Genomic DNA, 26,146 nt, shown 5'->3' with positions numbered 1-26,146 from the left:
CGATGACGAATCAGCTCTCGGGCCAGCCGGAAAGCGGCGGGCTGCAGTCGTACCAGGAAGCAGTAGATTGGATAAATGGTCTTATTCCTTTCGGGATAAGGCCTGGTCTTGAGCGAGTCCTGCTCTTAATGGAGCGGCTGGGTAATCCACATCGCAGACTGAAATTTATCCATGTGGCTGGAACGAACGGCAAAGGCTCTACCTGTGCTTTTTTGACGAGCACGCTTATTAAATGCGGTTATGATGTAGGTACGTTTACATCGCCATACATTACGAAGTTTACGAATCGTTTTCAATATAATAACGCTGATATTGAAGAGCAGACACTGCTTGAACTGTCGAATGTGCTAAAGCCTGTCGTTGAGGAAATTGCGGCAACCGAGCAGGGCTCTCCGACGATGTTCGAGGTGTCTACGGCGCTGGCCATCTTGTATTTCGCGAAGGTAACGTATCCCGATTATGTCGTATGGGAAACGGGGCTCGGCGGACGAATGGACGTTACAAATATTGTGACGCCCGTTCTCTCCATCATTACCAATGTCGGGCATGACCATATGGATCGCCTTGGCGATACGCTGGAGAAGGTAGCGGCGGAAAAGGCGGGCATTATTAAGCCTGGCGTTCCTGTCGTGAGTGCGGTTACGCAGCCAGAAGTGATCGAAGTTATTCGGCAAAAGGCGATTGACAGCAAAAGCTCGCTGTATTTATTAGGCGAGCAGTTCAGCGAGACGGCGCTTTCGGTTCGCGAGGATGAGCAAACGTTCCGTTTCGATGGGCTTTTCCGCCCTATCCATCCGCTGACGATCACGCTGAACGGCGCCCATCAGCGCACGAATGCAGCGGTTGCAGTGATGGCGCTTGAGGTGCTTCGCCAATATGCGGCTCTCATCGTGGAGGATGATGCGCTGGAGGAGGGGCTGCGCCTTGCGGCATGGCCTGGACGTCTGGAAATGGTGTCGCATTCCCCGCGTATTCTCATTGATGGAGCGCATAATCCTGAAGGGGCGGAGACGCTTGCTGCTGCGCTAAAAACAACCTATCGCTATGATCGTTTAATCCTAATGATGGGTATGCTGGATAATAAGAATCATCGTGAGGTTATGAAGCATATACTGCCAATAGTAGATACGCTAATTGTGACCGAGCCTGATTTTCGCAACAAAAAAGATGCGCAGGCGCTGGCTGATCTCATACGTTCTGTGCAGGGGAAAGAGGCTTTTGAGCTGATTGTAGAGCCTGACTGGAAAGCGGCGCTTCAGCAGCTGCAGCATTTGACCGGGGAAACAGACCTTGGGGTTGTGACCGGAACGCTTTATTTAATAGCGGACGTTCGCGCCCGCTTATTGTACAACTCGGATTCTGAAAAAGGTTGGTGAACCGTCTTTGAATACAGCAAAACATGTTCATTTCATCGGAATAGGCGGTTACGGGATGAGTGCTATCGCCCGCGTCATGCTGGAGAAGGGCTATACGGTAACTGGTTCTGATGTCGCTCGTCAGGAACTCACAGAGAAGCTGGTGGCGAAAGGCGCAAAAATCTATATCGGTCATGAACCGGAAAATATTAAAGGTGCGGAGCTTGTTGTTTACTCCACAGCACTGACCAAAGACAATGTAGAGCGGTGCGCAGCGGAGGCGCTAAATATTCCGGTGCTGCATCGCTCCCAAATGCTTGCCCAGCTGATGAATGAAGGCAAAGGCGTTGCCGTTGCAGGCGCTCATGGCAAGACGACGACCTCGTCGATGATTGCCCTTGTGATGGAAAACTGCGGAACGGATCCAACCTACATTATTGGCGGCGAGATCGTAAACGTGGGTACGAATGCAAAAGCCGGAAGCGGCGAATACGTAGTAGCGGAGGCAGATGAGAGCGATGGCTCTTTCCTGCATTACCATCCGTCGATTGCGATTGTAACCAATATTGAGCCGGATCATCTGGAAAATTATGACGGTGATTTTGGCAAGCTGAAAGATGCCTACGTTCAATTTCTGTCGCAGGTAAAGCCGGATGGCAAAGCTATCGTATGTGCTGACGATGACAATATTGACGAGATCATTAGCAAGCTGTATGCAAGTCAATCGCTCGATCCATCTCAGCTCGTTACTTACGGCATTGATGGCGAGGCCCAATACAAAGCGGAGCAAGTCGTACTGGGTGACCGTAAAGTATCGTTCCAATTAACCCATCTAGGGAAGCTCTTGGGCGAGGTTGAACTGTCTGTACCAGGTAAACATAATGTATATAATGCGATGGCTACTATTATTACCTGTCTGGAAGCAGGGCTGCCATTTGCACAAATTGCGGGCGCTATTCGTGAATTCATTGGGGCCAAGCGTCGTTTCCAAGTGCTCGGCGAAGTAGAGGACATTCTCGTTATTGACGACTATGCCCATCATCCAACCGAGATCAGCGCGACGATCAGTGCTGCCAAAGCGACGGGCAAACGGATTGTAGCTGTGTTCCAGCCGCAGCGCTACACGCGTACCTATTTCCTTCTCGACCAGTTCAGCCGGGCGTTTCCGGAAGCGGACGAGGTCATCATTACCGACATTTATTCGCCAGCTGGCGAGCAGCAAATTGAGGGCGTCAACTCGCAGAAGCTGGTTGAGCTTATTAAGACGAACAGCAATGCGAATACGACTTTTATTGCAACAAAGGAAGAAGTGCTGGAGTATTTGAAGACAGCTGCTTCGGCTGGCGATCTTGTCATCACGATGGGAGCCGGCGATATTTGGAAAACAGCGGATGCTTTGGCTAAATGGTTAAAGGCAGGCCGTAAATAAAGCAGGTATCCACTGCATGAGGCAGCTCCATTAAACGCTGGAAAACGTGAAAATCGTTTTCCAGCGTTTTTTGTTGCGTAATAAGAAGGAGCTGCACCCAAACGATGGCAATGTCTTTGACGCCATTTAAATAAAGTTTTCCAATGAGCTAGCGCAGCATTGAGGGGCTGGATACAATTCCCTTAGATTTTTATAGCAAAAAAGGTTGTCGACTGTACGAAACTTGAGGTAAGCTGCGAATGTTATTTACGTATCCGTTTGTTCATAATCATAAATCTCTTAATTGTCTCATAGAGTAGGAATAGAAGAATGAGACAAGGAGAGAATGACATGAACTCAAAAAACCGCATTACGTACCGTTTCGACCAAGCCGGACAAGCTTCGCGCTCCGAAAACAAGCAGATGGCCGCAGCGGAGCCAGCTGTGGAAGTTCCAGCTGCTGCTGCGCAGCCTAGTGCTTCGAAGCAGGGAGATTTTGCGAGAGTCATCCCCTTATATAAAAATACAGCCTCTTATTCAGATGCGCAGTTCAGTCCATGGAGCACCCAGGTCGATGAGGAGATGGATCAGCTGGAGCAGTTGATTCGCGAGTCGGATCATCACTTGCCTGACGAATCTAATACAGTGACTGTTAATCGTACCTATTCGCCTGCCGATTCGTCCATAGCATCGAAAACATCCAGACATGTCGCAGACAATGAGCCGCCTGCTTTCGTTTCTGAAGAGCAGCAAAGAGTGGAGGAGAAGGGAGTATTTAATGACCTTCAACAGCAGGTGCCTTCTCTCGGCGGTTCTAAACGCAATAGCGATGCAATAGAGCATGGGCCAGAAAATACCCGCTATGGATGGGCTGATGACGGCCAGCGGCATTCGCCTGAGCTTGATTTAGGCAACCGTCCGGTTCGCTCGATACGCAGGCTTGGACATTCGCCATCTTGGATCAATGTTTTTTTATCGGTAGCAGGGGCGCTGGCAACGGGAGCCTTATTCGGTTATTTGCTGTTGTCTTTATTTTTGGATTCCTCCTCGCTTAGCTCTTCTAATCCAGCGGGCGGGCAGTCGAGCGCGGTCAGCGGGAATCCAGCATCGCAAAATGCGGGAAATGGCTTGGGCACGGGAGCAGGTGCGGGAAATAGCGGAAGCTCAGCTGCGCCGCTTGAAACGGTGGAACTGGCCATTCAGCCACAGGCCTACCATTTGCTGCAATATGGCGTATTTAGCAACTCAGAGGGCAGAGATGCCGCAATGGAGGAGCTGGCTAGCAGGGGACTTGCTTCTGCTGCTGCGACAACAGCAGACGACTTTCGGGTATATGCGGGGATGGCGGGCGATCGCAGCAGGGCAATTGCGCTGAGCAAAATGCTGCCTGGTACCGAGGTATATGTGAAAGAGCTTATTGTTCAGGCACCAGAGCAGTTTCCTTTTACGGGGAAGGCGGCAGCTGCAAGCAGTTTTTTTGAGCAGACGAATGCCTTGATAAGCATGCTGGATGATTTGGCGCTGGCCCAACTGGAGCAGCCGGTTCTTGCGCCGCTTGGCGAAAATGCGGCGAAGGCTTGGCGGACGGAGCATCAAAAATGGACGCTCAGCATAAAGGCGATGGAGTCTGGGATTCAAGACGAGGCGGGTAAAGCGTCGATGGGTGCGGTTGTTCAAGCGGTAAATACAGCGGCTTCGTCGCTTACGGAATATGATAAAAATCCTTCTCAGGCGCACTTGTGGTCGGTGCAGCGAGCTCTAATGGAAGCGATCCTGACACAAAAATCGTGGTTTGAGACTATACGCGCATTGTAAACGGAAATCATACTAAGGTATAATAGAGAGCAGTTGTCATTACTTGGCGAGAGGCGTTGAACAATGAAGAAAAACGGCTGGATGTTACTGCTTTTCCTAGTGCTCGGTCTGCTTGCGGGGGCCTTGGTGGCACGCTGGCTGGAGTCGATACCGGGAATAACTTTCTTGACCAAAGCGATTGAGGCTTCGTGGTCTCCTGCCGTTGATTTGTATGTACTGAGCTTTACAATGACGATTAACTTCCAAATTAGCTTATTCAGTATTATTGGTGTTATAGTGGCTATATGGCTTTATCGCAAACTGTAAGTTTAAACGAAGGAGCGCTATACCTATGAATCCGATCAGCCAGTTCGTGCTGGCATCGTCGTCTCCGCGCCGGAAGGAACTGGTCGCCTCTCTTGACCTTTCCTTGCCGGTTTATATTTTGTCCTCGGAAGCGGACGAAAGTGTGCCCTCCGATTGGAGCCCCGAGCAAATTGTAGAACAGCTTTCCTTGCGCAAGGCGCGGGCAACGGCTGAGCTTTTGCGGATGCAGGGGAATACGGAACCCTCTATCGTCGTTGGCGCGGACACGATTGTCGTTGTGGATGGCCATGTGCTGGGCAAGCCAGCAGATGAGGCAGATGCTTTTGCGATGTTGAGCAGCCTACAAGGCAGAGCTCATGAAGTATATACAGGTGTAGCTTGTGTTTTAACGCATAATGGTGAACAATCCTCGGCTCATCGCATGACGAAGGTGCATATGAGGCCCCTAAAGGAAGACCAGATTAATCGGTATATAGCTACTGGAGAGCCGCATGACAAAGCCGGTTCTTATGGTATTCAAGGTTATGGGGCTACGCTTGTTGAGCGGATCGAGGGCTGTTATTTCAACGTTGTCGGGTTGCCGTTGTCACTGCTGTCAGATATGCTGGCGGCGTATCGCATATATGTATTTTGATCCACGTACTTCAAGCTAACTTACGAAAGCAGGGATGGGCATGGAGTCGCAGCGCCAATTTATTCGTGATGTCCCACAGGAAGAACGTCCAAGAGAGCGATTAATTAAATATGGGGCCGAAGCGCTCAGTCACACGGAATTATTGGCCATTCTTTTGCGAACGGGTACAAAAAAGGAATCAGTTGTCCATCTTGCGGGTAATATCATGAAGGAATGTGGCAATTTGCGCAACTTGATGGATATGAGTCTGGAAGAGCTGACAGCGATTCGCGGCATTGGCCCGGCGAAAGCGATTCAATTGCGCGCAGGACTTGAGCTCGGACGCAGAGTGTCTCGTACAGGCAATGGCGACGTTGTTACGGTGCGGAGGCCAGAGGATGCGGCGAATTATGTCATGGATGAGCTTCGTCATTTGAAAAAGGAGCATTTCGTCTGTCTTTTTCTAAATACGAAAAATCACATTATCGCCCAAGAGACGCTATCGATGGGGACGCTGAATGCGTCGCTCGTTCATCCGCGAGAAGTATTTCGTGCGGCTATTAAATGCAGCAGCGCCTCGCTCATTTGCGTGCATAACCATCCGAGCGGCGATCCTACGCCCAGTGCTGAAGACATTGCGCTGACGAAGCGGCTCGTCTCTGCTGGCGAGCTAGTAGGCATTGAAGTGCTGGATCATTTGGTGATTGGTGATGGAAGGTTTATTAGTTTGAAGGAACAAGGCTACATGTAATATAATAAGAAGGATTGTGGCATTTCAGAAGGGAGCACTAACATGTTTGGTGGTTTATCGAAAGATCTTGGCATTGACTTGGGAACAGCTAATACTCTTGTATACGTAAAAGGAAAAGGAATTGTCGTGAGGGAGCCGTCTGTGGTAGCCCTGCGTACCGATACGAAAACGATAGAAGCAGTTGGCGAGCAAGCGAAAAAAATGATCGGCAGAACGCCGGGCAATATTCGCGCAGTACGTCCAATGAAAGATGGCGTAATTGCCGACTTTGAAACGACAGCAACGATGATTAAATATTTTATCCGTTCAGCGCAAAAGCAGAAATCTTTGTTTCCGCGCCATCCGAACGTCATGATTTGCGTGCCGTCTGGCATTACTGCAGTTGAGAAGCGTGCTGTTGAAGATGCTGCGAAGCAAGCAGGTGCCCGCGAAGCCTATACAATTGAAGAGCCGTTCGCTGCAGCGATTGGCGCTGATCTGCCAGTTTGGGAACCGACGGGCAGCATGGTCGTTGATATTGGGGGCGGAACGACAGAGGTTGCAGTAATCTCGCTTGGCGGCATTGTAACAAGCCGTTCGATTCGCGTCGCTGGGGATGAAATGGATGAGTCGATTATCCAATATATTAAACGCTTTTACAATTTGATGATTGGGGAGCGTACGGCGGAGCAGCTTAAGATGGATCTGGGTACAGCAATGCCGCTTGATCCGCCGGAATCGGTGGAAATTAGAGGTCGTGATCTCGTATCCGGCCTGCCTAAGACGCTTGCGATAACATCGGATGAAGTAAGCGAAGCGCTTGCGGATACGGTGACAGCTATCGTAGATGCTGTTAAAATTACACTTGAAAAATGCCCGCCAGAGCTATCTGCGGATATTATGGATCGCGGCATTGTACTGACGGGCGGCGGAGCGCTGCTTCGCAATCTGGACAAGCTGCTGCAGCGCGAGACAGGCATGCCGGTCATTGTTGCGGACAACCCGCTTGACTGCGTAGCTATAGGTACCGGCCGTTCGCTTGACCATATTCATTTGTTCAAGAGCAGAGGCGGCTCAGGCGGTCGTTCGAGACGCTAGGAGAGCTTTCCGTCCATTAGGCAAAAATGAAAATGTGATTAGAACAGGCAGGTGATCGAGCTGTTTAAGCTGTTTAGAAATAAGCGCATGTTTATGCTTATGTTCGGGTTTATTCTGTTCATTGTGGTCATCGGCTTCTCGCTAAGTGACCGTAAGGAGCTGAGTATGCCGGAGAAGTTTATCGGAGATTCAGTCGGATTCGTTCAGCAATGGTTTTATGTGCCCGCTGCTTCAATAGCGGGTTTCTTTGAGGATATTGGCAAACTCCGGACGATTTATGAGGAGAATGAACAGCTGAGACTGACAGCAGCTGCTTACGCCCGCGACAAAATCGGCTATAACTTTTTGCAGGAAGAAAATGAGAGTTTGCAGAAAAAGCTGAATTTTACAGAGCAGCAGAAAAAAATAAACCAATACAACTACCGGATTGCCCATGTCATTGCTATTGACAATAATCCATACAGCAAGACGCTGGAAATTAATTTAGGCTCGCTTAATGGCATAAAGCAGGATATGGCGGTTACGACAATTGACGGCATTATCGGTATCATCAGCCAAGTAAGGCCGAATACGGCAACCGTCATGCCGATTACGGAGCTGGATGACAAGTCGCCGACTTCCAATGCGATTGCGGCGACTATTCTCGGCAAAAGCGACTCTTTCGGCATGGTTACCAGCTATGATGATGAGACGCAGCGGTTAATTATGACGAGAATCGCCGAGAACGACAAAATGATTGTGGGTGACCTGGTTGTTACTTCAGGGAGCGACAGCGTTTATCCGCGTGGTCTTGTAATTGGAACAGTAGAGACGAAGGAAGAAGGCAACTTTGGCTTGACATATACGGCTTCTATTGAGATGGCAGCTAATTTGAACCAGCTTAAAGAGGTGTTTGTCGTCGAGGTCACTGCATCGGAGGATGCGGGCAAATGAGTATGATGAGCACAAATCGGCTTATCCTGCTGTTGTTTCTGCTTTTTATTATAGAAGGCAGCGTTATGCCCTGGATCATTCCGGCGGATTATTCGAGTAAAATTATCCCGCATTTCAGTTTTGTCTTTATCTTATATGCTGCTCTGTATAGTGGCCGCCATCGCGCATTGCTGTTTGGTTTAGGTATCGGACTTATTCAGGATATCGTCTATTACGGTCATTTGCTCGGTGTTCATACGTTTATGATGGGGCTGATCGGCTATTTTGCCGGACTGCTGTTCGATCGCCGCCGCAGCACGCTGCTCACTTGCCTGTCCGTCATTGGCTTTGCATGCATCGCATACGATTCAGCCGTTTATTTCATTTATTCGCTTTTCCGGTTGACGGAGGAGTCGTATGCATACGCGCTGCTGGATCATATTTTGCCTAGCTTATTTTTGCAGCTTGCCTTTGCCTTGATTATTTATGTGCCTGTTCGAAAGCTGTATGAGCAGGATGCGAAGCTTAATCAGGACCAGGATGAGGAATAAATTGGAGGAAAAAGCAGGAATTCGATTGTTTCGAAAAGAATGCAATACGTTGGGGAGGGACAATCGTGGCCGAAAAGCAGCATATTATGATTAAAGGCGTCAAGGAAGGTCTCGTGTTCCTTCTCGACGATAGTTGTGAGCTTGATTTATTACTTGATGAGCTGCACTACAAGCTTGAGAAAACCCATCAGCAGCTGCTCACCGGCCCGCTCGTACACGTCCATGTCAAGCTGGGAACTAGACAGCTCGGCGATGAGGATAAAGAACGGATTCGATCGGTAATTCGCGCGCAGGGCAATCTGATTGTACAATCGGTGGAATCGGAGTCCGCGGCAGGCAGCCAGCCGTCGCAAGCGTCGCCGGGTATTCAGCTCATTAGCGGAATTATTCGATCGGGCCAAACGATGGAGCGTGAAGGCGATTTGCTGCTGACGGGGGATGTAAACCCGGGAGGAACGATTATAAGCACCGGCGATATTTATGTGATGGGCGCGCTGCGCGGCGTTGCTCATGCGGGTGTGAACGGCCGAACGGATGTTATTATTGCGGCATCGCTGATGCGGCCGACGCAATTGCGCATAGCAGATATTATTAGCAGGCCGCCGGAGGAATGGATGTCGGGCGATCCGGCGATGGAATTTGCTTTTTTGAATGAGGGAACGATGCAAATGGATAAAATTTCGCAATTATACCGTTTACGCAATAATCCGATTATGTTAAGAGGGGTGTAACTTATGGGAGAAGCGATTGTTGTCACATCTGGAAAAGGCGGCGTTGGCAAGACGACTACGTCCGCTAATCTGGGAACGGCACTGGCTCTGCTTGGCAAGAAGGTATGTATGGTTGACACCGACATCGGACTGCGTAATTTGGATGTTGTTATGGGACTGGAAAACCGCATTATTTATGATCTTATCGATGTGGCAGAAGGCCGCTGCCGCTTGAATCAAGCGCTGATCAAGGACAAGCGCTTTGACGAGCTGTACATGCTGCCAGCTGCCCAAACGAAGGACAAAAATGATGTATCGCCCGAACAGGTCAAAGACATGGTGCTGGAGCTAAAGAAGGAATTTGATTATGTCATTATTGATTGCCCAGCCGGAATTGAACAGGGCTTCCGTAATGCCATTGCTGGTGCGGATCGCGCTATTGTCATTACAACACCAGAAAATGCTGCCGTGCGCGATGCAGACCGGGTAATTGGCCTGCTTGAGAAAGAAGGCATTGCCGCTAAAATCATCATTAACCGCATTCGCCAGAACATGGTGAAGAGCGGCGAGATGCTCGATATTGATGAAATTTGTCAGGTGCTTGCCGTTGATTTGCTCGGTATCGTGCCGGACGATGAGAAGGTTATTAAATCCGCAAATACGGGGGAGCCCACCGTAATGGACCCTTCCTCGCGCGCGGCGATTGCTTACCGCAACATTGCCCGCCGCATTTTGGGCGATATGGTTCCGCTCATGCTGCTAGACGAGAAGGCAGGCGCCTTCAAACGGTTCCGCAAGTTTTTGGGAATAGGATGATTGCCTTGTGCTAAATAAATTCAAAAAAATTGACTGGGGTATCGTAGCAATCCTGGTCTGTCTGATGGTTATTAGTTTGTTTGTTATCCATAGTGCAACTTTTCATGATGTGAATTATGCTGGTTCAGAAAATAAAATGATGATATTTTATGCAGTAGGCTTTTTTATTGCTATTTTTGCCGCATTGTTTGATTATCGTATTTTACTGAAAACCTGGCATATATTGTACGGATTTGGTGTTACATTGCTCATAATGGTCTATTTCTTTGGTTCTGTCATCAATGGTGCGAAAGGCTGGTTTAAACTCGGCAGTTTTTCCTTTCAACCGGCAGAGATCATGAAAATCTTTTTGATTATCGGTATTGCCTACATTATGGGAAGAAGAAAAGGCGATAGATTAGGCTTTTCTCAAGATTTATTACCGATAGCAGCCTTTTCCCTATTGCCGTTTGCGCTTGTAATGATGCAGCCCGATTTAGGAAATGCGATTATTTATTTGGTTATTGTGCTCGGAATGCTTTGGATTGGAAATGTTAAATATAAGCATGTTCTTGTAGGGCTTGCTGTCGTTGTCGGCGGTTTGATCTTGTTCATGACGCTGTTTAATATGTTCAATACGGAAATATATACTTATTTGAAAGAAAAAGAATTAACGCACTGGTATAATCGGATTAATACGTTTATGCATCCTGAGGAAGCATCTGCTGATGCAAGCTATCAATCCCAAAATGCTAAAATTGCAATAGGCTCCGGCGGGCTTACGGGGGATGGCTATCTTCAGGGCGAGATGAAAAATGGAAAGTTCATTCCTTACCCGTATTCGGATTCCATTTTTGCTGTCATCGGCGAGGAGTTTGGGTTTCAGGGGGCAGCTGTATTATTGCTGCTGTATTTCCTGCTCATTTATCGAATTATAATAATCGCCTTCAAATGTCATGATTTACGGGCATCCTATATGACGATAGGCATCGCGTCGATGTTCGTATTCCAGATTTTCCAAAACATCGGCATGATGATCGGCCTAATGCCGATTACCGGCATCACGCTGCCATTCATCAGTTACGGCGGCACTTCACTGCTGCTGAATATGATTTGTATTGGTATCGTATTCAGTATAAAGGCCCATCAGGAAGTGTATGAGCTGGCTGAATAACCACATAAGCTGCTGCTTGGAAGGGCGCTGCCATTCTCTGTGAAGAGAAGGCGGCGTTCTTTTTCTTTTTGCCTGCTGGATTTGCATACTTGTCCGTGTTTCCTCATAAGGATGTAGAAGGAAACAAGCTCTCTGACAAGCGAGAGGGGGAGGAACGGATGATGGATACGAAGGAAGCGGTGCGTAAGCGCCGAGAAGAGAAAATTAGACGATTGATGGAGCAGCCCGTTCGGGATGGATTCATGCAAGAGCGGCTTTCAAGAGTGGAATACAGTGTGCCGGCTGTGCCGCCGTCCTATCCCGTGTTGGATGAGGAGGAGAGGGATCCGGAGAAATTGTGGAAAGAGAGCCCAAATCCTTGGGATGGCTGGACGCAGATACAGGATGATCAGCGAAGCCGGACGAGCCGTATCGATTATCGATACAGAAATGAGCCGGGAGAACCGCCGTATGCGGAACCGCCAAAAGGGGGACGACCACATCCATTTTTTCGTGAGCTGCGCTGGAAAATGATTGCGGCTGCTGTATTGTTCGCCGGCATATGGGGCTTATACCAGACCGATGAGGAGTGGGCATTGGAGAGCCGAACATATGTGGCACAGGCGCTTCATGATGAGCTGGATTTTGCAAGTGCGGCCAAATGGTATAAAGAAACGTTTGCAGGAGCGCCGACGTTTATTCCGATTTTTCAAGAGGAGCAGAAGGAGGCAACGGCTGCCGAAGGGACTGTCAAGCTGCCTATCGTTGCTCCGCTTGAGGGCGGTGCTATCGTACGTACATTTGCCGAGCTGCTGAATGGTGTTGAGCTTGCAGGGTCATCGGAGGAAGCGGTAAATGCGGTGGAAACGGGCAGAGTGCTTGTAGTCTCGGAGCCATCGGATGATGGAGTAACCGTCGTAGTTCAGCATGCGGATGAACGAGTCAGCGTATATGGCAAGCTAGGATATGCATCGGTTGGCGTGAATGATTGGGTGGAAGCGGGCGACCAGATCGGGAGCCTGCGCAGAGCAAGCGGCGAGGAGCCGAGCCTGCTTTATTTTGCAATTAAGCAAAACGACCGCTATATTGATCCGGTAAGCGTGATCCCGCTTGGTTAAATGGAGGGGCATTCGCTGGTCGGTGCATCCGTTGTTTGTGCTGGTAATGGCGGCCTCGGTATTAACAGGTTATTTTGTCGAGCTGTTTACCTTGTTTTCAATCGTTATTGTCCATGAAGCTGGTCATGTGCTGGTAGCGCGTTATTTCGGCTGGCATATTCGTGAAGTTAAGCTGCTGCCTTTCGGCGGTGTGGCTGAAGTGGAGGATGCGGGCAGCCTGCCAGCAGGAGAGGATGCACTCGTAGCGATAGCCGGACCGCTGCAAAATGTATGGATGGGACTAGCTGCCTGGGGTTTCGGCCAGTTGGGGCTGTGGGATTCCGAATGGTCGGCCTATGTCGTTAATGCCAATATGATGATTGGCTTATTCAATTTATTGCCGATTTATCCGCTTGATGGCGGGAAGCTGCTGCAGGCTGCCCTTAGCTATAGCTTGAGCTTTTACAGCGTCATGCGCTGGACGGCACGCATCAGCCTTGTGCTCAGCAGCTTGATGATCAGCGTTTCACTGCTGGGGCTGCTGCGTCCCGGCGGCGGTATTCAAATGAATCTGCTAGTGATTGGAACGTTTCTGTTTATGACGAACTGGACCTATAATCGGAGCATCCCGTATTTATTCCTTCGCTTTCTCATGCATCGCGACCAGGTAGCCATCCGTAAAATGGCGCAAGGCGTGCTTGCCAGCCCTATCGTGGTGGATGGCAGGCACTCTGCGGTTTATGCCGTTCGTTTGCTGTGGCGCGAGCGGTATCACCTGTTTTATATAATGGAGCGCGGCTCCAGCATAGCCAGGGTGGCTCCGGAGCAGCGTATTGTGGACCGTTATTTGCTTGAGCGCAACCCGAACCGGCCTGTTATTGAGCTGCTGCCTTAAGGAATCCAAAAACAGATAAGGAACTGTCGCCGCGACTTGTGTTAATATAAAAGAAAACGTGAGAGCTGGCGGGTGATGTTTGAGAGATGAAGCAAATGTTGATGCACAGTGACGGAGAAATGCTTCAAACAGCTGTTTTGCAGGATGGCCGGCTCATGGAATTTTTTATGGAACGGTCGGAGAAAAGCGGCCTCGTAGGCAATGTCTACAAAGGGCGTGTCATTAACGTATTGCCTGGCATGCAGGCGGCATTCGTAGATATTGGCCTTGGCAAAAATGCTTTTCTTTATATAGATGATTTATTGCATCCCAATTTGGAAAAGCAGCCAGAAACGAAACCCTCGATTGAAGAGCTCGTTCGGCCAGGTCAAGAGCTTATTGTACAGGTGATGAAGGAGCCGCTTGGCGGCAAGGGGGCCAGGGTGACGACCCATTTTACATTGCCGGGGCGCTGGCTGGTACTCATGCCGCAGGCTGGATATGTAGGCGTTTCGAGAAAAATTGCTGCCGACAGCGAGCGTGCCAGACTGCGCAATGTTGGCGAACAGCTGCTGCAAGGCGAGGAAGGCATCATCCTTAGGACAGCGGCCTCGGGAGAAACCGAGCAGTCGCTTGCCGCTGATGTTGCCCAGCTTCGCGCTAACTGGGAACGTATAATAACCCAGGCAGAGGTAGCCAAAGCACCAATGGGCCTTCATATGGAAGCCGGGCTGCTGCGGCGAATTGTCCGCGATACGCTGGATATGGAAGTGGAAGAGGTATGGATTGATGATGCATCCCGTCTGCAGGAAGCAGCTGCGCTGCTGAGGGAAATGACACCCCAGCTCGAGAAACGGCTCAAGCTGTATGACAAGAATGCCTCGCTTGCGCTTTTTGACGCTTTTGACGTCACTAGGCAGGTCCATGAAGCATTCCAGCCGAATATTCGGCTCGCAAGCGGCGGCTCTCTCATATGGGGAGAGACGGAAGCTTTAACTGTTATTGATGTGAATACGGGCAAATTTACAGGTGCTACGAATTTAGAAGATACGGTTTTCCGCACGAATTTAGAGGCGGCTGATGAGATTGCCCGGCTGCTGCGGCTTCGTGATGTGGGCGGCATCATTATTATTGATTTTATCGATATGGAAAATGAATCAAACCGTGAGCGGATTATGGCGCGCCTGAATGAATGGGCGAGGCGGGACCGGACAAAATGCTCGGTCGTTGGCTGGACAAGGCTAGGGCTTATGGAAGTGACCCGCAAAAAGGCGCGGGAGGGTGCGGCGGGTCAGCTGACAGAGCGCTGCCCGTGCTGCGGAGGAAGCGGCAGGAAGTCGCAGGCTTAAGCATGAAATAACATTATGAAGATGGTATGTGCAAATGAAGAAAGCGACCACTGAAGGGCCTCCCCTCCAGTGGTCGCTTTTGTTGATTTCAGCAGGCTGAAGCTAATTTGGTTGTTCACCTGCAAGCATAACGCGCAATGACTAGTTCGCGCGGTGACTAGTGATTCGCATCATTGTGAGCGGATCATTTTTTCATAATCGGAATCCACACTTCGCAGTGGTAGTCCTCAGCGCAAGTATCGCCTTCAAAATAAACCTCCAGCTCCGGGCCTCCAGAATGCTCATAGCCAGTTGCGGGAAACCATTCCTGGAATATCCGGCGGAATACGTTTTGAAGCGAATCCGGCAGAGGACCGGTCGAAGTGAATATGGCCCATGTAGCCGCAGGAACGGTGCGGGCAGTATATTTCTTTTCAGAATCAGCTTCATCAGGCGTCACTTTAGTGGCAATCATATAGGTAAAGGTTTCTTTATCGGGCTGGCCGTCCAGGCAGACACCGATAATAGCCCCGTCTCCTTTGGAATACAGCTCGGCGGGCGCGTCGCTATGGTTGAATGCCTCCCATAGTTTAGGGATGTCGATGAAATTTTGTCCGTTCTTACAGCTTACTTCATAGGACAAGCCGACAATTTGAAAAGCTTCTTTTTCCACGATCCGATAATCCATGTCCTTGTCTCCTTTCAATGATAGCTGGAATGAAATGCGGGGGAATGCTTTCAATGAAACGCCCAGTGCTCTCGCTTTCGACGGCGAAATGCCATGAATGCGGCGAAACGCCTTGGAAAATGATTCTGGGGAATCATAGCCGTATTTTAAAGCAACATCTACGACTTTAATGGCGCTTGACGTCAGCTCCTGTGCCGCGAGTGTCAGCTTGCGCCTGCGAATATATTCCGCTACCGTCATTCCCGTCAGCATGTGGAACATCCGCTGAAAATGGAATGGCGAAACATAGGCGGCTTTGGCGATTTCGGCGATGTCGAGGCGCTCCTCCATTTTTTGCTCCATGAGGTCGAGCGCATCTTTCATTCGAAGTATGGCATCCATGCCGCAAAACCTTCCTTTGCTTTTAAATGGTAGCATGAACGATGAGCCGTCTGCCTGTCATTGCGTGCTCGCCTCAGACAGATGCTTTTGCATAAAAAGCGTTCGATAAGACTGGCCTCATTATACAAAATTAAAATTATTGGGACAATGAAGCGGGAGAAATCGTTTTATTGCTAGACATTTGCGGAGAAAGGAGGTTGCTTGATTCTATTTTGTATGCTAAAATGTTCAAGTATGTCTGATTGTTATATACAGCGGACTTGCAGATACCGCTCCGATCGGGTACAAGCAATAGCAGCCCATGCTGCCATTCACCTGGATTAGGCGAGTCTTCGACAATAAGGAGGTGCACTCACAATGTTCGCAATTATCGAAACTGGCGGCAAGCAATACAAAGTTCAGGAAGGCGATGTGCTTTTCATCGAAAAACTGAACGCCAATGCAGGCGAAAGCGTAACGTTTGATCGCGTGTTGGCTGTATCCGGTGCTGACGGTCTTGTAACTGGTACTCCAGTTATTTCCGGCGCTACTGTTTCTGCTACTGTTGAAAAACAAGGCAGAGGCCAAAAGATCATCGTTTACAAATACAAAGCCAAAAAGAACTACCGTCGTAAGCAAGGTCATCGTCAACCGTACACAAAAGTAACGATCGGCAAAATCCAAGCGTAAGAGGATTATTATGATCACGGTTACGATTGTACGAAATGCTGACAAGCGGATTACATCGTTTAAGATTAAAGGTCATGCGAAGTATGCGAAGCTCGGCAAAGACATCGTCTGCGCTGGCGTATCGGCTGTATCAGTCGGTACGGTCAATTCGATTGAAGCTCTGGCAGAGGTGAAGCTTCCTTATGCAATGGACAATGGATGGCTATCATCGGATATTCCGGTTTTAGCTGATCAGGAAACCGCTCTTAAGGTGCAGCTGCTGCTGGAGTCGATGATCGTGATGCTTAATACGATTGCAGAGTCCTACGGAAAATATGTTGTGATTAAACAACAATCTCTTGAATGAGGGAGGGAAATCTCATGTTGAAACTGAATCTTCAGCTTTTCGCTTCGAAGAAAGGTGTAGGTTCCACAAAGAACGGACGTGACAGTCAATCGAAGCGTCTTGGCGCTAAACGTGCTGACGGTCAAACCGTATCTGCTGGAAGCATCTTGTTCCGCCAACGCGGAACAAAAATTCACCCAGGAACTAACGTAGGCATCGGAAAAGACGATACGCTTTATGCGAAAGTCGAAGGCGTTGTAAAGTTTGAGCGTTGGGGACGCGATCGCAAAAAAGTGAGCGTGTATCCAGTGGACCTGGCTCCAGTAGCCGCAGCAGTAGAAGCATAATAGCAGCAAATGCCCCGGCCTCGCGTGTAGGCCGGGGCATTTGCTGCTTAAAGACCTATCGGCTAATGCAGCGACATGTTATACTGAATTAGCTGGGAAACATGCGGGAGAAAGTGGGATCAATGAATGGATCGCATTAAATCGGCAAAGCACATCGCGGCTTTTTCTATTGTGCTACCGGCTGTGGCTATGCTTGTATGGCCTTCGTCAGTCTGGCTGCTTGTGCTTTTCATGCTTTGGTTTGCGGCTGCTGCAGCCATCTGGATTCGCTCGGAGCGGCGTGAGCATGCGAAGCAGCTCGCGCTTACGATACACAGCCTGCAGGCCGCGGGGATGAGGACGCTTAACCATCATCGGCATGACTGGATGAACGACCTGCAAGTGCTATATGGCTACACACGGATGCAGAAACCGGATAAAACGGTGGAATATGTGGAGAAAATAAGGGCAAAGATGCTTACGGAGAGCCAAATTTCAAAGCTTGGGGAGCCAGCGCTCGTCAGCTACATCCAGGGCTTTCGTACACTGACAAGCTCGCTTGAGCTGAAGGTGGACATTGAGCAGGATTTGAATTTAGTTGAGCTGCCGCTTGCCAGCACCGAAATCTCCGAAGCATTAATTGGCATAATGAATGGCTATCGTCTGGCGGTTAAGCCTGGTTTTGGCGAAGTCGCCGTACTTACGCTGGCACTGGATTGGGACGGGCAGCAGCTCCACGTTGCTTTCGATCTGGAAGGCGAGCTAATTGACGAGCAACAATTGAAGGATCAAATAAAACAGCAGTTGAAAGGCGCGACTCTGCAGGCGGTCGATATTGAACATCCGCAGGAGGAAATACGGCTTAAGGCGGAAAAGCGCGCTTGAACGGGGGCACAACATGTTTGTCGATAAAGCGAAAATATTTGTAAAAGGCGGCAACGGCGGCGACGGCATCGTCTCCTATCGTCGTGAGAAATACGTACCGGAGGGCGGACCTGCCGGTGGCGATGGCGGTAAAGGCGGAAATATTATTTTCCGTGTAGATGAAGGCTTGCGCACGCTGATGGATTTCCGCTATCAGAAGCATTTTAAAGGCGAGCGCGGCGAGCGCGGCAAAGTGAAGAGCATGCATGGTGCAGGTGCGGATGATATGATCGTACGCATTCCTCCCGGCACGATCATTATTGACGATGACTCGCAGGAAATCATTGCCGACATGACACGCCATGGCCAGGAAATTATTGTAGCAAAGGGCGGACGCGGCGGACGCGGCAATACAAGGTTTGCAACGATTAACAACCCGGCTCCGGATATTGCCGAGACGGGTGAAGAAGGCCAAGAGCGCTGGATTGTGCTTGAGCTTAAGGTAATGGCAGACGTAGGTCTAGTCGGATTCCCAAGCGTAGGCAAGTCCACCTTGCTGTCGGTCGTATCCGGGGCCAAGCCGAAAATCGGCGCGTATCATTTTACTACGCTAACGCCGAATTTAGGGGTTGTAGACGTTGGCGATGACCGCAGCTTCGTAATGGCGGATTTACCGGGATTAATCGAAGGCGCGCATGAGGGCGTAGGTCTGGGGCATGAGTTTTTACGCCATGTCGAGCGTACTCGCGTAATCATCCACGTGCTGGATATGTCCGGCTCTGAGGGGCGCGATCCGTTTGAGGATTGGCTGCAAATCAATGAAGAGCTGGTGCTCTACAATGAGAAGCTGGCCGACCGACCGCAAATTATTGCGGCTAACAAGATGGATATGCCGGAAGCGGCCGAGCACTTGGAGATGTTTAAGCAGCAGCTGGATGAAGTGCGCGGCGAGAAGGAATACCTTATTGTGCCGATGTCTTCTTTGACGAAGCAGGGTGTTCAGGAGCTGTTGTACAAGGCGATGGATACGCTGGAGTCGGTTCCAGATGATCTGGAAATCGAAGAAGTGAAGGATGTTACCGAGCGCAAGGTGTTTACGTTCGAGAAACGCGATGAATCCAGCTATACGATTCGCAAGGAGAACGAGCTGTACGTTGTCGAGAGCGAAAGCATCGAGAAATATTTGAAGCGTATGAAGGTCACTTCGTATGACTCGGTCATGCGTTTTGCCCAAATTATGCGGAAAATGGGTGTGGATGCAGCGCTGCGCAAGCATGGCGCCAAAGATGGCGACACGGTGCAAATCGGCGATTTCACCTTTGAATTTTTCGAAGGCAGCGACTATATGGCTTAATCGAATATTGGCACAAGGAGACGGCGCAAGCCGTCTTTTTTTGTGCACATTGAGCTGTATTTTCAGAAAATAGCGCTAAAGCTGTTACAACCTGCTCAAAAAGGTGTAATAGCTATACAGAGCAACATATTGATTCGGCGTAAATAAGGCATATGCAAGTAGAGAAAAGTGTTAGGAGGTATGCTGAATCAGTAGAATGCATGGCTTAGGCAGCAGAAGCTGCGATGCCAAGGAAAATAGCAGTTGAAGGGATGTTAAACGTAATGAAAAGAAGCAAAGTACTCTCCTTAATTACAATGGTGAGTATTTCCGTATGGCTTGGAGCTTGCAGCGAGGAGGCGGGGGATGGAGGGAGCAGTGCCCCAGCTTCAGTGGACCAGACATGGCCCGAGATGGCAGCAGCCGTTCCACAAGAAGCGCTTTCGGAGCCGGAGGCAGACGAGCTGCCAGCGAGCAGTGAACCGTCTTCGGCTATTGCGAGACCGGCTGATCTGCCAAGCGATTTTCCGATTCCCGATGATGCTGTTTTCATGACTTCCTCGAAATCGGTAAATGAGGGAAAAAAAGTGATATTGTTCAATTTTACGACGAAAAAGTCGATGGATGAGCTAGCTGACCTTTATCAAGCTTATGCGATAGATAAAAAGCTGGAAGACGGCAGTGTGACGTTTGCAGATTCGAAGCTTATGATTGAGGGCTCAATCGATAAAACAGATTCCATTTGGCTGTTGGGTACGACACTTTCAGAAGCCGGCGTTTCACAAATTACGGTGACCTGGTCGGAAAATTGACTGCGTTGAGCCTCAGCTACGAGGACTGGCTGAAACCGCGTCATTGATATATTTGGAAATGGTGAATGCTGGCCGTCTCCTGCTTTATGTGGTAATATTGCTTTTTCTCGCCATTAATGAGCTTAACGATTTTATTGTCATGCTTATTTTAAACAGGAAGCTGCTGCTGTCATGAAGATTTTCATATGAAATGAGAGGATGTTAAAACATGAAAAAAAATAGATGGTTTTCTTTATTGTCTGTTGTTATTATAGCGGGTGTCGTAAGCGCCTGCGGCAATAATGCTGCTGGTGGAACCAATACAGCTCCACAGGAAACAGCGAGCGTAGCGCCGGGAAATACAGCGGAAAGCGCAAGCCCTGGAGCGGAAGCGACACCAAGCGATGCTGCTGCATCACCAGCTCCTTCAGATGAGGGAAAGACAGAAACAAAGGGTGACGGAGAATCGTCTGCAAGTGCAAGACCCGATTATTTGCCTGCCGATTTCCCGATTCCCGCTGATGCGGTTATTACAAATTCGACTGAAAATATCGATAACGGCAAAAAATCGGTTTTGCTTGTTTTCAAGACGAAGGAAGACTTCGACAAGCTAGGCCAATCCTATAAAGATTATGTAAATGAAAAAGGGCTGGAGGACGGCGCCCAGACGATCGATGATAAAAATATTATTATTCAAGGAACGATTTCCGGCTCCGAATTTATTTCAATCATCGGCGGTAAACTAGCTTCAGAAGAAGGAGTTTCCGAGCTGACTGTAAGTTGGACAGAGCAGTAGACCGCGCTGCATGCGAGCCAGACGCTTTGCCGTGATAACGGCCCGTTATATGTAATTGAATCCGTTCCCTGCGAAGCTTGCCTTTGCGGGGAACGTTTTTTTTTTTTTGAATACTATTCCCGTTTAAAAGCGGATTATCATTTAAACCTATTGCCCCAGCCTTATGATTCCGCTATAATGTCCTTTATAGAAGAACAAATGTCTTTTTAGGGGGGACGGAAGTGACGCAGCGGTATTTTGCTGTACGGGAGGATATGCTGCCGGAAGCCATTCTCAAGACATTGCAGGTAAAGGAAATGCTTGCCAGAGGCGAAGCGGCAACGGTGCATGAGGCAGCCGAGAAGGCGAACCTGAGCAGGAGCGCTTTTTATAAGTATAAGGATGGCGTTTATGCGATGCATCAGATTAACCGTGAGCGGCTGGTGACGATTTCTATGGAGCTGGAGCATCGTTCGGGCGTGCTGTCAAAGGTGCTGTCGCTCGTGGCGACGCATGAAGGCAATGTGTTGACTATGAACCAAAGCATTCCCCTGCAAGGACTTGCCCATGTGGTCATTTCAGTTGACGTTTCCCAGCTCAGCGGGGATTTGGACTCTTTAATGGATGTTATTCGCAGCCAGCAGGGCGTACGTAAAGCCGCCGTAATCGGGCAAGGCTGATGAAATAGAACGTTATTTATTGAAGGATAAATGGAGGGAATCATATGAAACCAATTAAAGTAGGTTTGTTAGGGCTTGGAACAGTAGGAACAGGTGTCGTCCGCATCGTGGAAGGACATCAGGAGGATCTGCAAAGCCAGACCGGTTCGGCAATTGAAATTGCGAAGGTGCTGGTCAGCAACAAAAGCAAAGCGCGCGACATTTCGATCGACCCGTCCAAACTGACAGAGGACCCTTGGGAAATTATCCACAATCCGGACATTGATGTGATCGTCGAAGTAATGGGTGGAATTGAACAGACGAAGCAATATATTATTGAAGCTTTATCGCGCGGCAAGCATGTAGTGACTGCCAATAAAGATTTGATGGCGCTGCATGGAACGGAGATACTGGCTGTTGCTCAGGAGCACGGCTGCGATGTGCTTTATGAAGCGAGCGTAGCTGGCGGCATTCCGATTATCCGCACTTTAATCGAAGGCTTCTCCTCCGACCGGATAACTAAAATTATGGGTATCGTTAACGGCACGACGAACTATATTTTGACGAAGATGAGCCAGGAAGGCGCTTCGTACTCCGATGTGCTTAAGGAAGCCCAAGCGCTCGGCTATGCGGAGTCCGATCCGACCTCTGACGTTGAGGGACTGGATGCTGCGCGCAAAATGACGATTTTGGCGACGCTTGGCTTCCGTGCCAATGTGGCCTTGGATGATGTATCCGTTCAAGGGATTTCATCGGTCAGCCGTGAAGACATCCAATATGCGAAGCGCCTGGGCTATGAGCTTAAGCTGCTTGGCATCGCAGAGCGTCAAGATGACGAATTCAGCATTAGCGTACAGCCAACGATGGTTAAGCATTCGCATCCTATCGCGTCAGTCAATGGCGTATTCAACGCCGTATATGTTCATGGCGAAGCGGTTGGAGAAACGATGTTTTATGGTCCGGGCGCTGGCGGCATGCCTACGGCTACCTCGATTGTTGCCGATCTCGTTGCCGTTGTGAAAAACTTGAAGCTTGGCGTTAACGGCAAGCAAAATATTATGACCTATAAGGAGAAGAAGCTCAAAACCGATGAGCAAATCTCCTCAAAATATTTCCTGCTTCTCCATGTAGCTGATCGCGCAGGCGTGCTAGCGCGCATTACTCAAGTATTTGCAGACTTTGAGGTGAGCTTGGAATCGGTACTGCAACAGCCGAATCCCGTCAATCCAGAGGCGGAAATTATCGTCATTACGCATGATGCGAATAAAGCAGCGATGCAGAAGGTATTGCAAACCTTTGAAGAGCTGGATGTTATCCGCAAGGTGAAAAGCGTGTATCGCGTTGAAGGTTAAGCCAACACTAGCAATCGAAGGAGCTTTATAACGTTATGAATAACCGTCGTGTAATCGTAAAGGTGCCTGCGAGCACTGCTAATCTGGGTCCAGGCTTCGATACGCTGGGCATGGCGCTTTCCTTGTATGCTTGGGTTGAAATGTCGGTTGCTGAGCATACGGTTTTTCGCTTGTACGGAGACGAAATGACTGGCATCCCTGAGGATAAGTCGAACTTGATTTATAAAGTGGCGCAGCTTGTATTTAAGGAAGCGGGCGTACAGGTACCAGAGCTGGACATTGCGATGTACAGCAATATTCCGCTTACACGCGGACTTGGCAGCAGCGCTTCAGCCATCGTTGGTGCGCTGGTTGCCGCCAATGCGTTAATCGGCAGTCCGCTGTCGGATGATAAGCTGTTTCAGATGGCAACAGCGCTGGAGGGCCATCCGGACAATGTAGGCGCGTCGCTGTTCGGCGGCATTGTCGTATCCGCTTGGCGGGATGGAGAGCGGGCAGATTATGTTCGTCTGGAGCCGCATGAGAAGCTGGAGGCGCTCGTTGCGATTCCTTCCTTCCAGCTGTCTACGGAGAAGGCGCGCCATGCGCTGCCGAAACAAATCAGCATGCAGGATGCGGTCTTTAACGTGAGCCGCAGCTCGCTGCTCGTTGCGGCTCTTGCCAGCGGCGAGCTTGGGCTCATTCGCCATGCGATGCGGGATCGCCTGCATCAGCCCTACCGGGCAGCGCTTATTCCCGGCATGGCTGAGATTTTGGACAAAGCAGCCGATTATGGCGCGCTGGGGGCCGCTTTAAGCGGCGCAGGCCCGACGCTGATCGCTTTTGTAGAGTCGGACAGCCCTCGCAAGCAGGAGCTGGAGCATTTTCTGCTGGAGACGTTGAAGCAGGAAGGAATTGAGGCCCAGACGCTATGGCTGAAGCCATGTGCGGAAGGACCGAGCGTGACTATAGAGCAGGCAAAGGCTGGCACAAAATCGCTAGGTTTGCTTGAGCGGATTAGAGGAGAGGCCGTATGAGTACGACAAAATCAGTTGCTTTGCTGCCGGCAGGCTCTGTATCAGATGAAGCGGCACGGCAGCTTTTTGCAGGAGAAGAAGTAGTGTGGAAGCATCATCGGCTCATTGCCGATGTGTTCCTATCGACGGTTAAAGGGGAAAGCGGCTATAGCATTATCCCGATCGAGAACACCATTGAAGGCTCGGTTAGCCTGCATATGGACTGGATGGTTCATGAAGTGGACTTGCCGATTCAGGCCGAATGGGTATATCCTTCGATACAAAATTTAATCGGCCGGCGTTCGGAGCTGACGAATGAGTATGGCACCGTAGATTATTCCCGTGTGAAAAAAGTAATCAGCCATCCCGTTGCTATGGCGCAGTGCTTGCAGTTTCTTAGAAGCGAAATCCCTCATGCTGAGACGGAGCATGTCGGCAGTACGTCTGAAGCGGTGCGTATCGTACGCGACAACCCGGGAGCAGGCTGGCTGGCGATAGGTACTTCAAGAGCGGCGGCGAACAATGAGCTGGATATTTTGCAGGCGAGCATTACCGACCACAGCAACAACTATACGCGGTTTTTGCTCGTTGGCGAGCAGCCTTATACGGCGCGGCATTCTGATTTCAAGAAGACGAGTATTTTGGTGAATTTGCCGGATGACTATCCAGGTGCACTGCATCAGGTATTGTCAGCGTTCGCATGGCGCCGCATCAATCTGTCGCGGATTGAATCGCGTCCGACGAAGAAGAAGCTGGGCAATTCTTATTTTTATATCGACATTGAGATGTCGCTTGATACGGTGCTGCTGCCGGCAGCGATTGCTGAAATTGAAGCGATCGGTTGTCAGGTGCGCGTGCTTGGTTGTTATCCAAGCTTTACGTACGAGCAGCTTCAGCAGTCGAATGGGTAACTAATGGATATGCGGCAAGTTAACGCATGTCATACTGATTGTAAGGTTAGTTTAAACGGCAGGATTAGGCCGATGGTATTGTATTTTGCTAATAGCGAGACGCACAGCTTCTGGTAAGCTGGCTGCGGCTCGCTATTTTTTTTTCAAAGTTGGGGACACCTGCCCATGTGCTGCATAGAATATAAAGATTGATAGCAAGCATGCATGCACGGCAGCAATCATGCTAGTTATTTAAAGAACGTGACAGGAGGTTGTCGGCAAGTGAAAATTTATGTAGTGAAGAAAGGCGATTCCCTCTACTTAATCGGTCAGAAGCACCATGTTACGGTTGAGGAGATTTTGAAGCTTAATCCTTCCATTACGAATCCAGACGTCATTGAGGTGGGGATGAAAATTAAAATCCCGTCTTCTTCCCATGAAACGGGTGGAATGGACATTATGCACCAATACGTGGTGAAGCAGGGGGATACGCTGTGGAAGCTGTCCAAAGCATGGGGAGTTCCACTCGCAGATATGATCAAAGCGAATCCTCAACTTAAAAATCCCAATGTGCTCATGACGGGCGAAATCGTCAATGTGCCTAAAGCGGGCCATATGACGACTACACCGTCTACAGGAACGGGAACTGCAGCAGGAATGGGGACGACGGCAGCGGGAACAGGCGGTCATACAGGACATCATGCTCTTCATCCGCTGTCGGTCATGCAAGGCGTGCAGCAATGGGTTGGCGGTAAAAAGCCGACAGGGCAAATTCCTGGCAAAACGCCAACTGCGCCAGTAACCGAAAAAACGCCAACCGCTCCGATTCCGAAGACGCCAACTGCGCCAATAACTAAGACACCAACTGCTCCTATTGTGACACCTACGCTACCGGAGGCAAAACCTGTACCGCAGCCAAAACCGCTGCCGATTGAGAAGCCAGTGGAGAAAAAGACGTACCCGGTTTATTCCCATCATCAGCAAAGCGTTGACTTGTTTATGCAATACGGTACACCTGCGGTAGAAGCTTCATCGACTTACCCGACAACAGTTGTATCGCCCGCTGCAACGGCTCCTTCTTTGCCGCAATACGGAGGCTACAGCATGCCTACAACGGTATCACCTGCACAAACAGGCGGTTACGGTCATTGGCAGCAGCCAACTATGGTCAGCCCTGTGAGCCAAGGAGGAGGCTATAATCCGTGTCCTCCTGGGATGTATCCGATAGGCGGTATGAGCAGTGGCTACGGCTATGGCGGAATGGTATCGCCGGCAGAGACGCAAGGCTACGGCTATGGCGGAATGGTATCGCCGGCAGAGACGCAAGGCTACGGCTATGGCGGAATGGTATCG

28 protein-coding genes are annotated in these 26,146 nt (G+C 49.7%); 27 read left to right on the top strand and 1 reads right to left on the bottom strand.

What is annotated here, in order from left to right:
• Positions 1-2 precede the first annotated feature (2 nt).
• The 15 genes from AC50Y5_RS24385 (at position 3) to AC50Y5_RS24315 (ending at position 14,766) form a co-directional block, all read left to right on the top strand.
• Complete coding sequence (locus tag AC50Y5_RS24385) at positions 3-1,376, top strand: bifunctional folylpolyglutamate synthase/dihydrofolate synthase (RefSeq protein WP_494864033.1); 1,374 nt, start codon at positions 3-5, stop codon at positions 1,374-1,376.
• 7 nt (positions 1,377-1,383) lie between these two features.
• The gene (murC, locus tag AC50Y5_RS24380) at positions 1,384-2,784 is read left to right on the top strand and encodes a UDP-N-acetylmuramate--L-alanine ligase (RefSeq protein ID WP_056039899.1); all 1,401 of its coding nucleotides are present in this window, start codon (positions 1,384-1,386) and stop codon (positions 2,782-2,784) included.
• 330 nt (positions 2,785-3,114) lie between these two features.
• Positions 3,115-4,578 carry a hypothetical protein gene (locus AC50Y5_RS24375; RefSeq protein WP_494864032.1) on the top strand — a complete coding sequence of 488 codons (1,464 nt, stop codon included), beginning with the start codon at positions 3,115-3,117 and terminating at the stop codon, positions 4,576-4,578.
• Positions 4,579-4,641: 63 nt separating this feature from the next.
• Positions 4,642-4,884: a DUF4321 domain-containing protein gene (locus AC50Y5_RS24370; RefSeq protein WP_056039903.1), complete on the top strand. Its 243-nt coding sequence runs from the start codon at positions 4,642-4,644 to the stop codon at positions 4,882-4,884.
• Positions 4,885-4,909: 25 nt separating this feature from the next.
• Positions 4,910-5,518 (top strand): Maf family protein, encoded by a 609-nt coding sequence (locus tag AC50Y5_RS24365; RefSeq protein ID WP_056039905.1) that lies wholly within the window; start codon positions 4,910-4,912, stop codon positions 5,516-5,518.
• Positions 5,519-5,558: 40 nt separating this feature from the next.
• On the top strand, positions 5,559-6,248 hold the full coding sequence (gene radC / locus AC50Y5_RS24360; RefSeq protein WP_056039907.1) for a RadC family protein: 690 nt from the start codon (positions 5,559-5,561) through the stop codon (positions 6,246-6,248).
• Between the two features lie 42 nt (positions 6,249-6,290).
• A complete protein-coding gene (locus tag AC50Y5_RS24355) occupies positions 6,291-7,325 on the top strand; it encodes a rod shape-determining protein (protein ID WP_056039909.1) in 1,035 nt (344 codons plus the stop codon).
• Between the two features lie 99 nt (positions 7,326-7,424).
• On the top strand, positions 7,425-8,258 hold the full coding sequence (mreC, locus tag AC50Y5_RS24350) for a rod shape-determining protein MreC (protein ID WP_494864031.1): 834 nt from the start codon (positions 7,425-7,427) through the stop codon (positions 8,256-8,258).
• On the top strand, positions 8,255-8,788 hold the full coding sequence (gene mreD / locus AC50Y5_RS24345; RefSeq protein ID WP_081418971.1) for a rod shape-determining protein MreD: 534 nt from the start codon (positions 8,255-8,257) through the stop codon (positions 8,786-8,788). Before mreC ends, mreD begins: the two co-directional genes overlap by 4 nt.
• A 62-nt stretch (positions 8,789-8,850) precedes the next feature.
• Positions 8,851-9,519 carry a septum site-determining protein MinC gene (locus tag AC50Y5_RS24340; protein WP_494864143.1) on the top strand — a complete coding sequence of 223 codons (669 nt, stop codon included), beginning with the start codon at positions 8,851-8,853 and terminating at the stop codon, positions 9,517-9,519.
• Positions 9,520-9,522: 3 nt separating this feature from the next.
• A complete protein-coding gene (minD, locus tag AC50Y5_RS24335) occupies positions 9,523-10,314 on the top strand; it encodes a septum site-determining protein MinD (RefSeq protein ID WP_046229380.1) in 792 nt (263 codons plus the stop codon).
• A gap of 7 nt (positions 10,315-10,321) precedes the next feature.
• Complete coding sequence (locus AC50Y5_RS24330; RefSeq protein ID WP_494864030.1) at positions 10,322-11,467, top strand: FtsW/RodA/SpoVE family cell cycle protein; 1,146 nt, start codon at positions 10,322-10,324, stop codon at positions 11,465-11,467.
• 158 nt (positions 11,468-11,625) lie between these two features.
• Positions 11,626-12,564, top strand: coding sequence for a peptidoglycan DD-metalloendopeptidase family protein (locus AC50Y5_RS24325; RefSeq protein WP_494864029.1), 939 nt, complete (start codon positions 11,626-11,628; stop codon positions 12,562-12,564).
• Complete coding sequence (locus AC50Y5_RS24320) at positions 12,557-13,438, top strand: M50 family metallopeptidase (protein ID WP_056039915.1); 882 nt, start codon at positions 12,557-12,559, stop codon at positions 13,436-13,438. Before AC50Y5_RS24325 ends, AC50Y5_RS24320 begins: the two co-directional genes overlap by 8 nt.
• A gap of 86 nt (positions 13,439-13,524) precedes the next feature.
• Complete coding sequence (locus AC50Y5_RS24315) at positions 13,525-14,766, top strand: Rne/Rng family ribonuclease (RefSeq protein ID WP_056039917.1); 1,242 nt, start codon at positions 13,525-13,527, stop codon at positions 14,764-14,766.
• A 184-nt stretch (positions 14,767-14,950) separates the two neighbouring features.
• On the opposite strand, the gene AC50Y5_RS24310 is transcribed toward AC50Y5_RS24315, so the two are convergent.
• Positions 14,951-15,814 (bottom strand): AraC family transcriptional regulator, encoded by an 864-nt coding sequence (locus tag AC50Y5_RS24310; RefSeq protein WP_494864028.1) that lies wholly within the window; start codon positions 15,812-15,814, stop codon positions 14,951-14,953.
• 357 nt (positions 15,815-16,171) lie between these two features.
• Between AC50Y5_RS24310 and rplU the strand changes: the two genes are divergently transcribed.
• The 12 genes from rplU to AC50Y5_RS24250 form a co-directional block, all read left to right on the top strand.
• Positions 16,172-16,483: a 50S ribosomal protein L21 gene (rplU, locus tag AC50Y5_RS24305; RefSeq protein WP_056039921.1), complete on the top strand. Its 312-nt coding sequence runs from the start codon at positions 16,172-16,174 to the stop codon at positions 16,481-16,483.
• A 10-nt stretch (positions 16,484-16,493) separates the two neighbouring features.
• The gene (locus AC50Y5_RS24300; RefSeq protein ID WP_494864027.1) at positions 16,494-16,829 is read left to right on the top strand and encodes a ribosomal-processing cysteine protease Prp; all 336 of its coding nucleotides are present in this window, start codon (positions 16,494-16,496) and stop codon (positions 16,827-16,829) included.
• Positions 16,830-16,843: 14 nt separating this feature from the next.
• On the top strand, positions 16,844-17,155 hold the full coding sequence (gene rpmA, locus AC50Y5_RS24295) for a 50S ribosomal protein L27 (protein WP_046229372.1): 312 nt from the start codon (positions 16,844-16,846) through the stop codon (positions 17,153-17,155).
• A 126-nt stretch (positions 17,156-17,281) separates the two neighbouring features.
• Complete coding sequence (locus AC50Y5_RS24290; RefSeq protein ID WP_494864026.1) at positions 17,282-18,019, top strand: Spo0B domain-containing protein; 738 nt, start codon at positions 17,282-17,284, stop codon at positions 18,017-18,019.
• 13 nt (positions 18,020-18,032) lie between these two features.
• Positions 18,033-19,352: a GTPase ObgE gene (obgE, locus tag AC50Y5_RS24285; RefSeq protein WP_494864025.1), complete on the top strand. Its 1,320-nt coding sequence runs from the start codon at positions 18,033-18,035 to the stop codon at positions 19,350-19,352.
• A 263-nt stretch (positions 19,353-19,615) separates the two neighbouring features.
• Complete coding sequence (locus AC50Y5_RS24280) at positions 19,616-20,143, top strand: hypothetical protein (RefSeq protein WP_494864024.1); 528 nt, start codon at positions 19,616-19,618, stop codon at positions 20,141-20,143.
• Between the two features lie 208 nt (positions 20,144-20,351).
• Positions 20,352-20,918: a hypothetical protein gene (locus AC50Y5_RS24275; protein WP_494864023.1), complete on the top strand. Its 567-nt coding sequence runs from the start codon at positions 20,352-20,354 to the stop codon at positions 20,916-20,918.
• Between the two features lie 221 nt (positions 20,919-21,139).
• A complete protein-coding gene (locus tag AC50Y5_RS24270; protein WP_056039935.1) occupies positions 21,140-21,577 on the top strand; it encodes an ACT domain-containing protein in 438 nt (145 codons plus the stop codon).
• A 44-nt stretch (positions 21,578-21,621) separates the two neighbouring features.
• Positions 21,622-22,908 (top strand): homoserine dehydrogenase, encoded by a 1,287-nt coding sequence (locus AC50Y5_RS24265; protein ID WP_056039937.1) that lies wholly within the window; start codon positions 21,622-21,624, stop codon positions 22,906-22,908.
• A gap of 35 nt (positions 22,909-22,943) precedes the next feature.
• Entirely contained in the window at positions 22,944-23,924 is a 981-nt protein-coding gene (gene thrB / locus AC50Y5_RS24260; protein WP_494864022.1) for a homoserine kinase, read from the top strand.
• Positions 23,921-24,814: a prephenate dehydratase gene (pheA, locus tag AC50Y5_RS24255; RefSeq protein ID WP_056039941.1), complete on the top strand. Its 894-nt coding sequence runs from the start codon at positions 23,921-23,923 to the stop codon at positions 24,812-24,814. Before thrB ends, pheA begins: the two co-directional genes overlap by 4 nt.
• A gap of 261 nt (positions 24,815-25,075) precedes the next feature.
• Positions 25,076-26,146: LysM peptidoglycan-binding domain-containing protein (locus AC50Y5_RS24250; protein ID WP_494864021.1), on the top strand; the 1,071-nt coding region annotated here is incomplete at its 3' end.

It is taken from the genome of Paenibacillus sp. JT22N7 (genome assembly GCF_059383875.1).
This window is presented reverse-complemented; position numbering and strand designations above follow the sequence as displayed.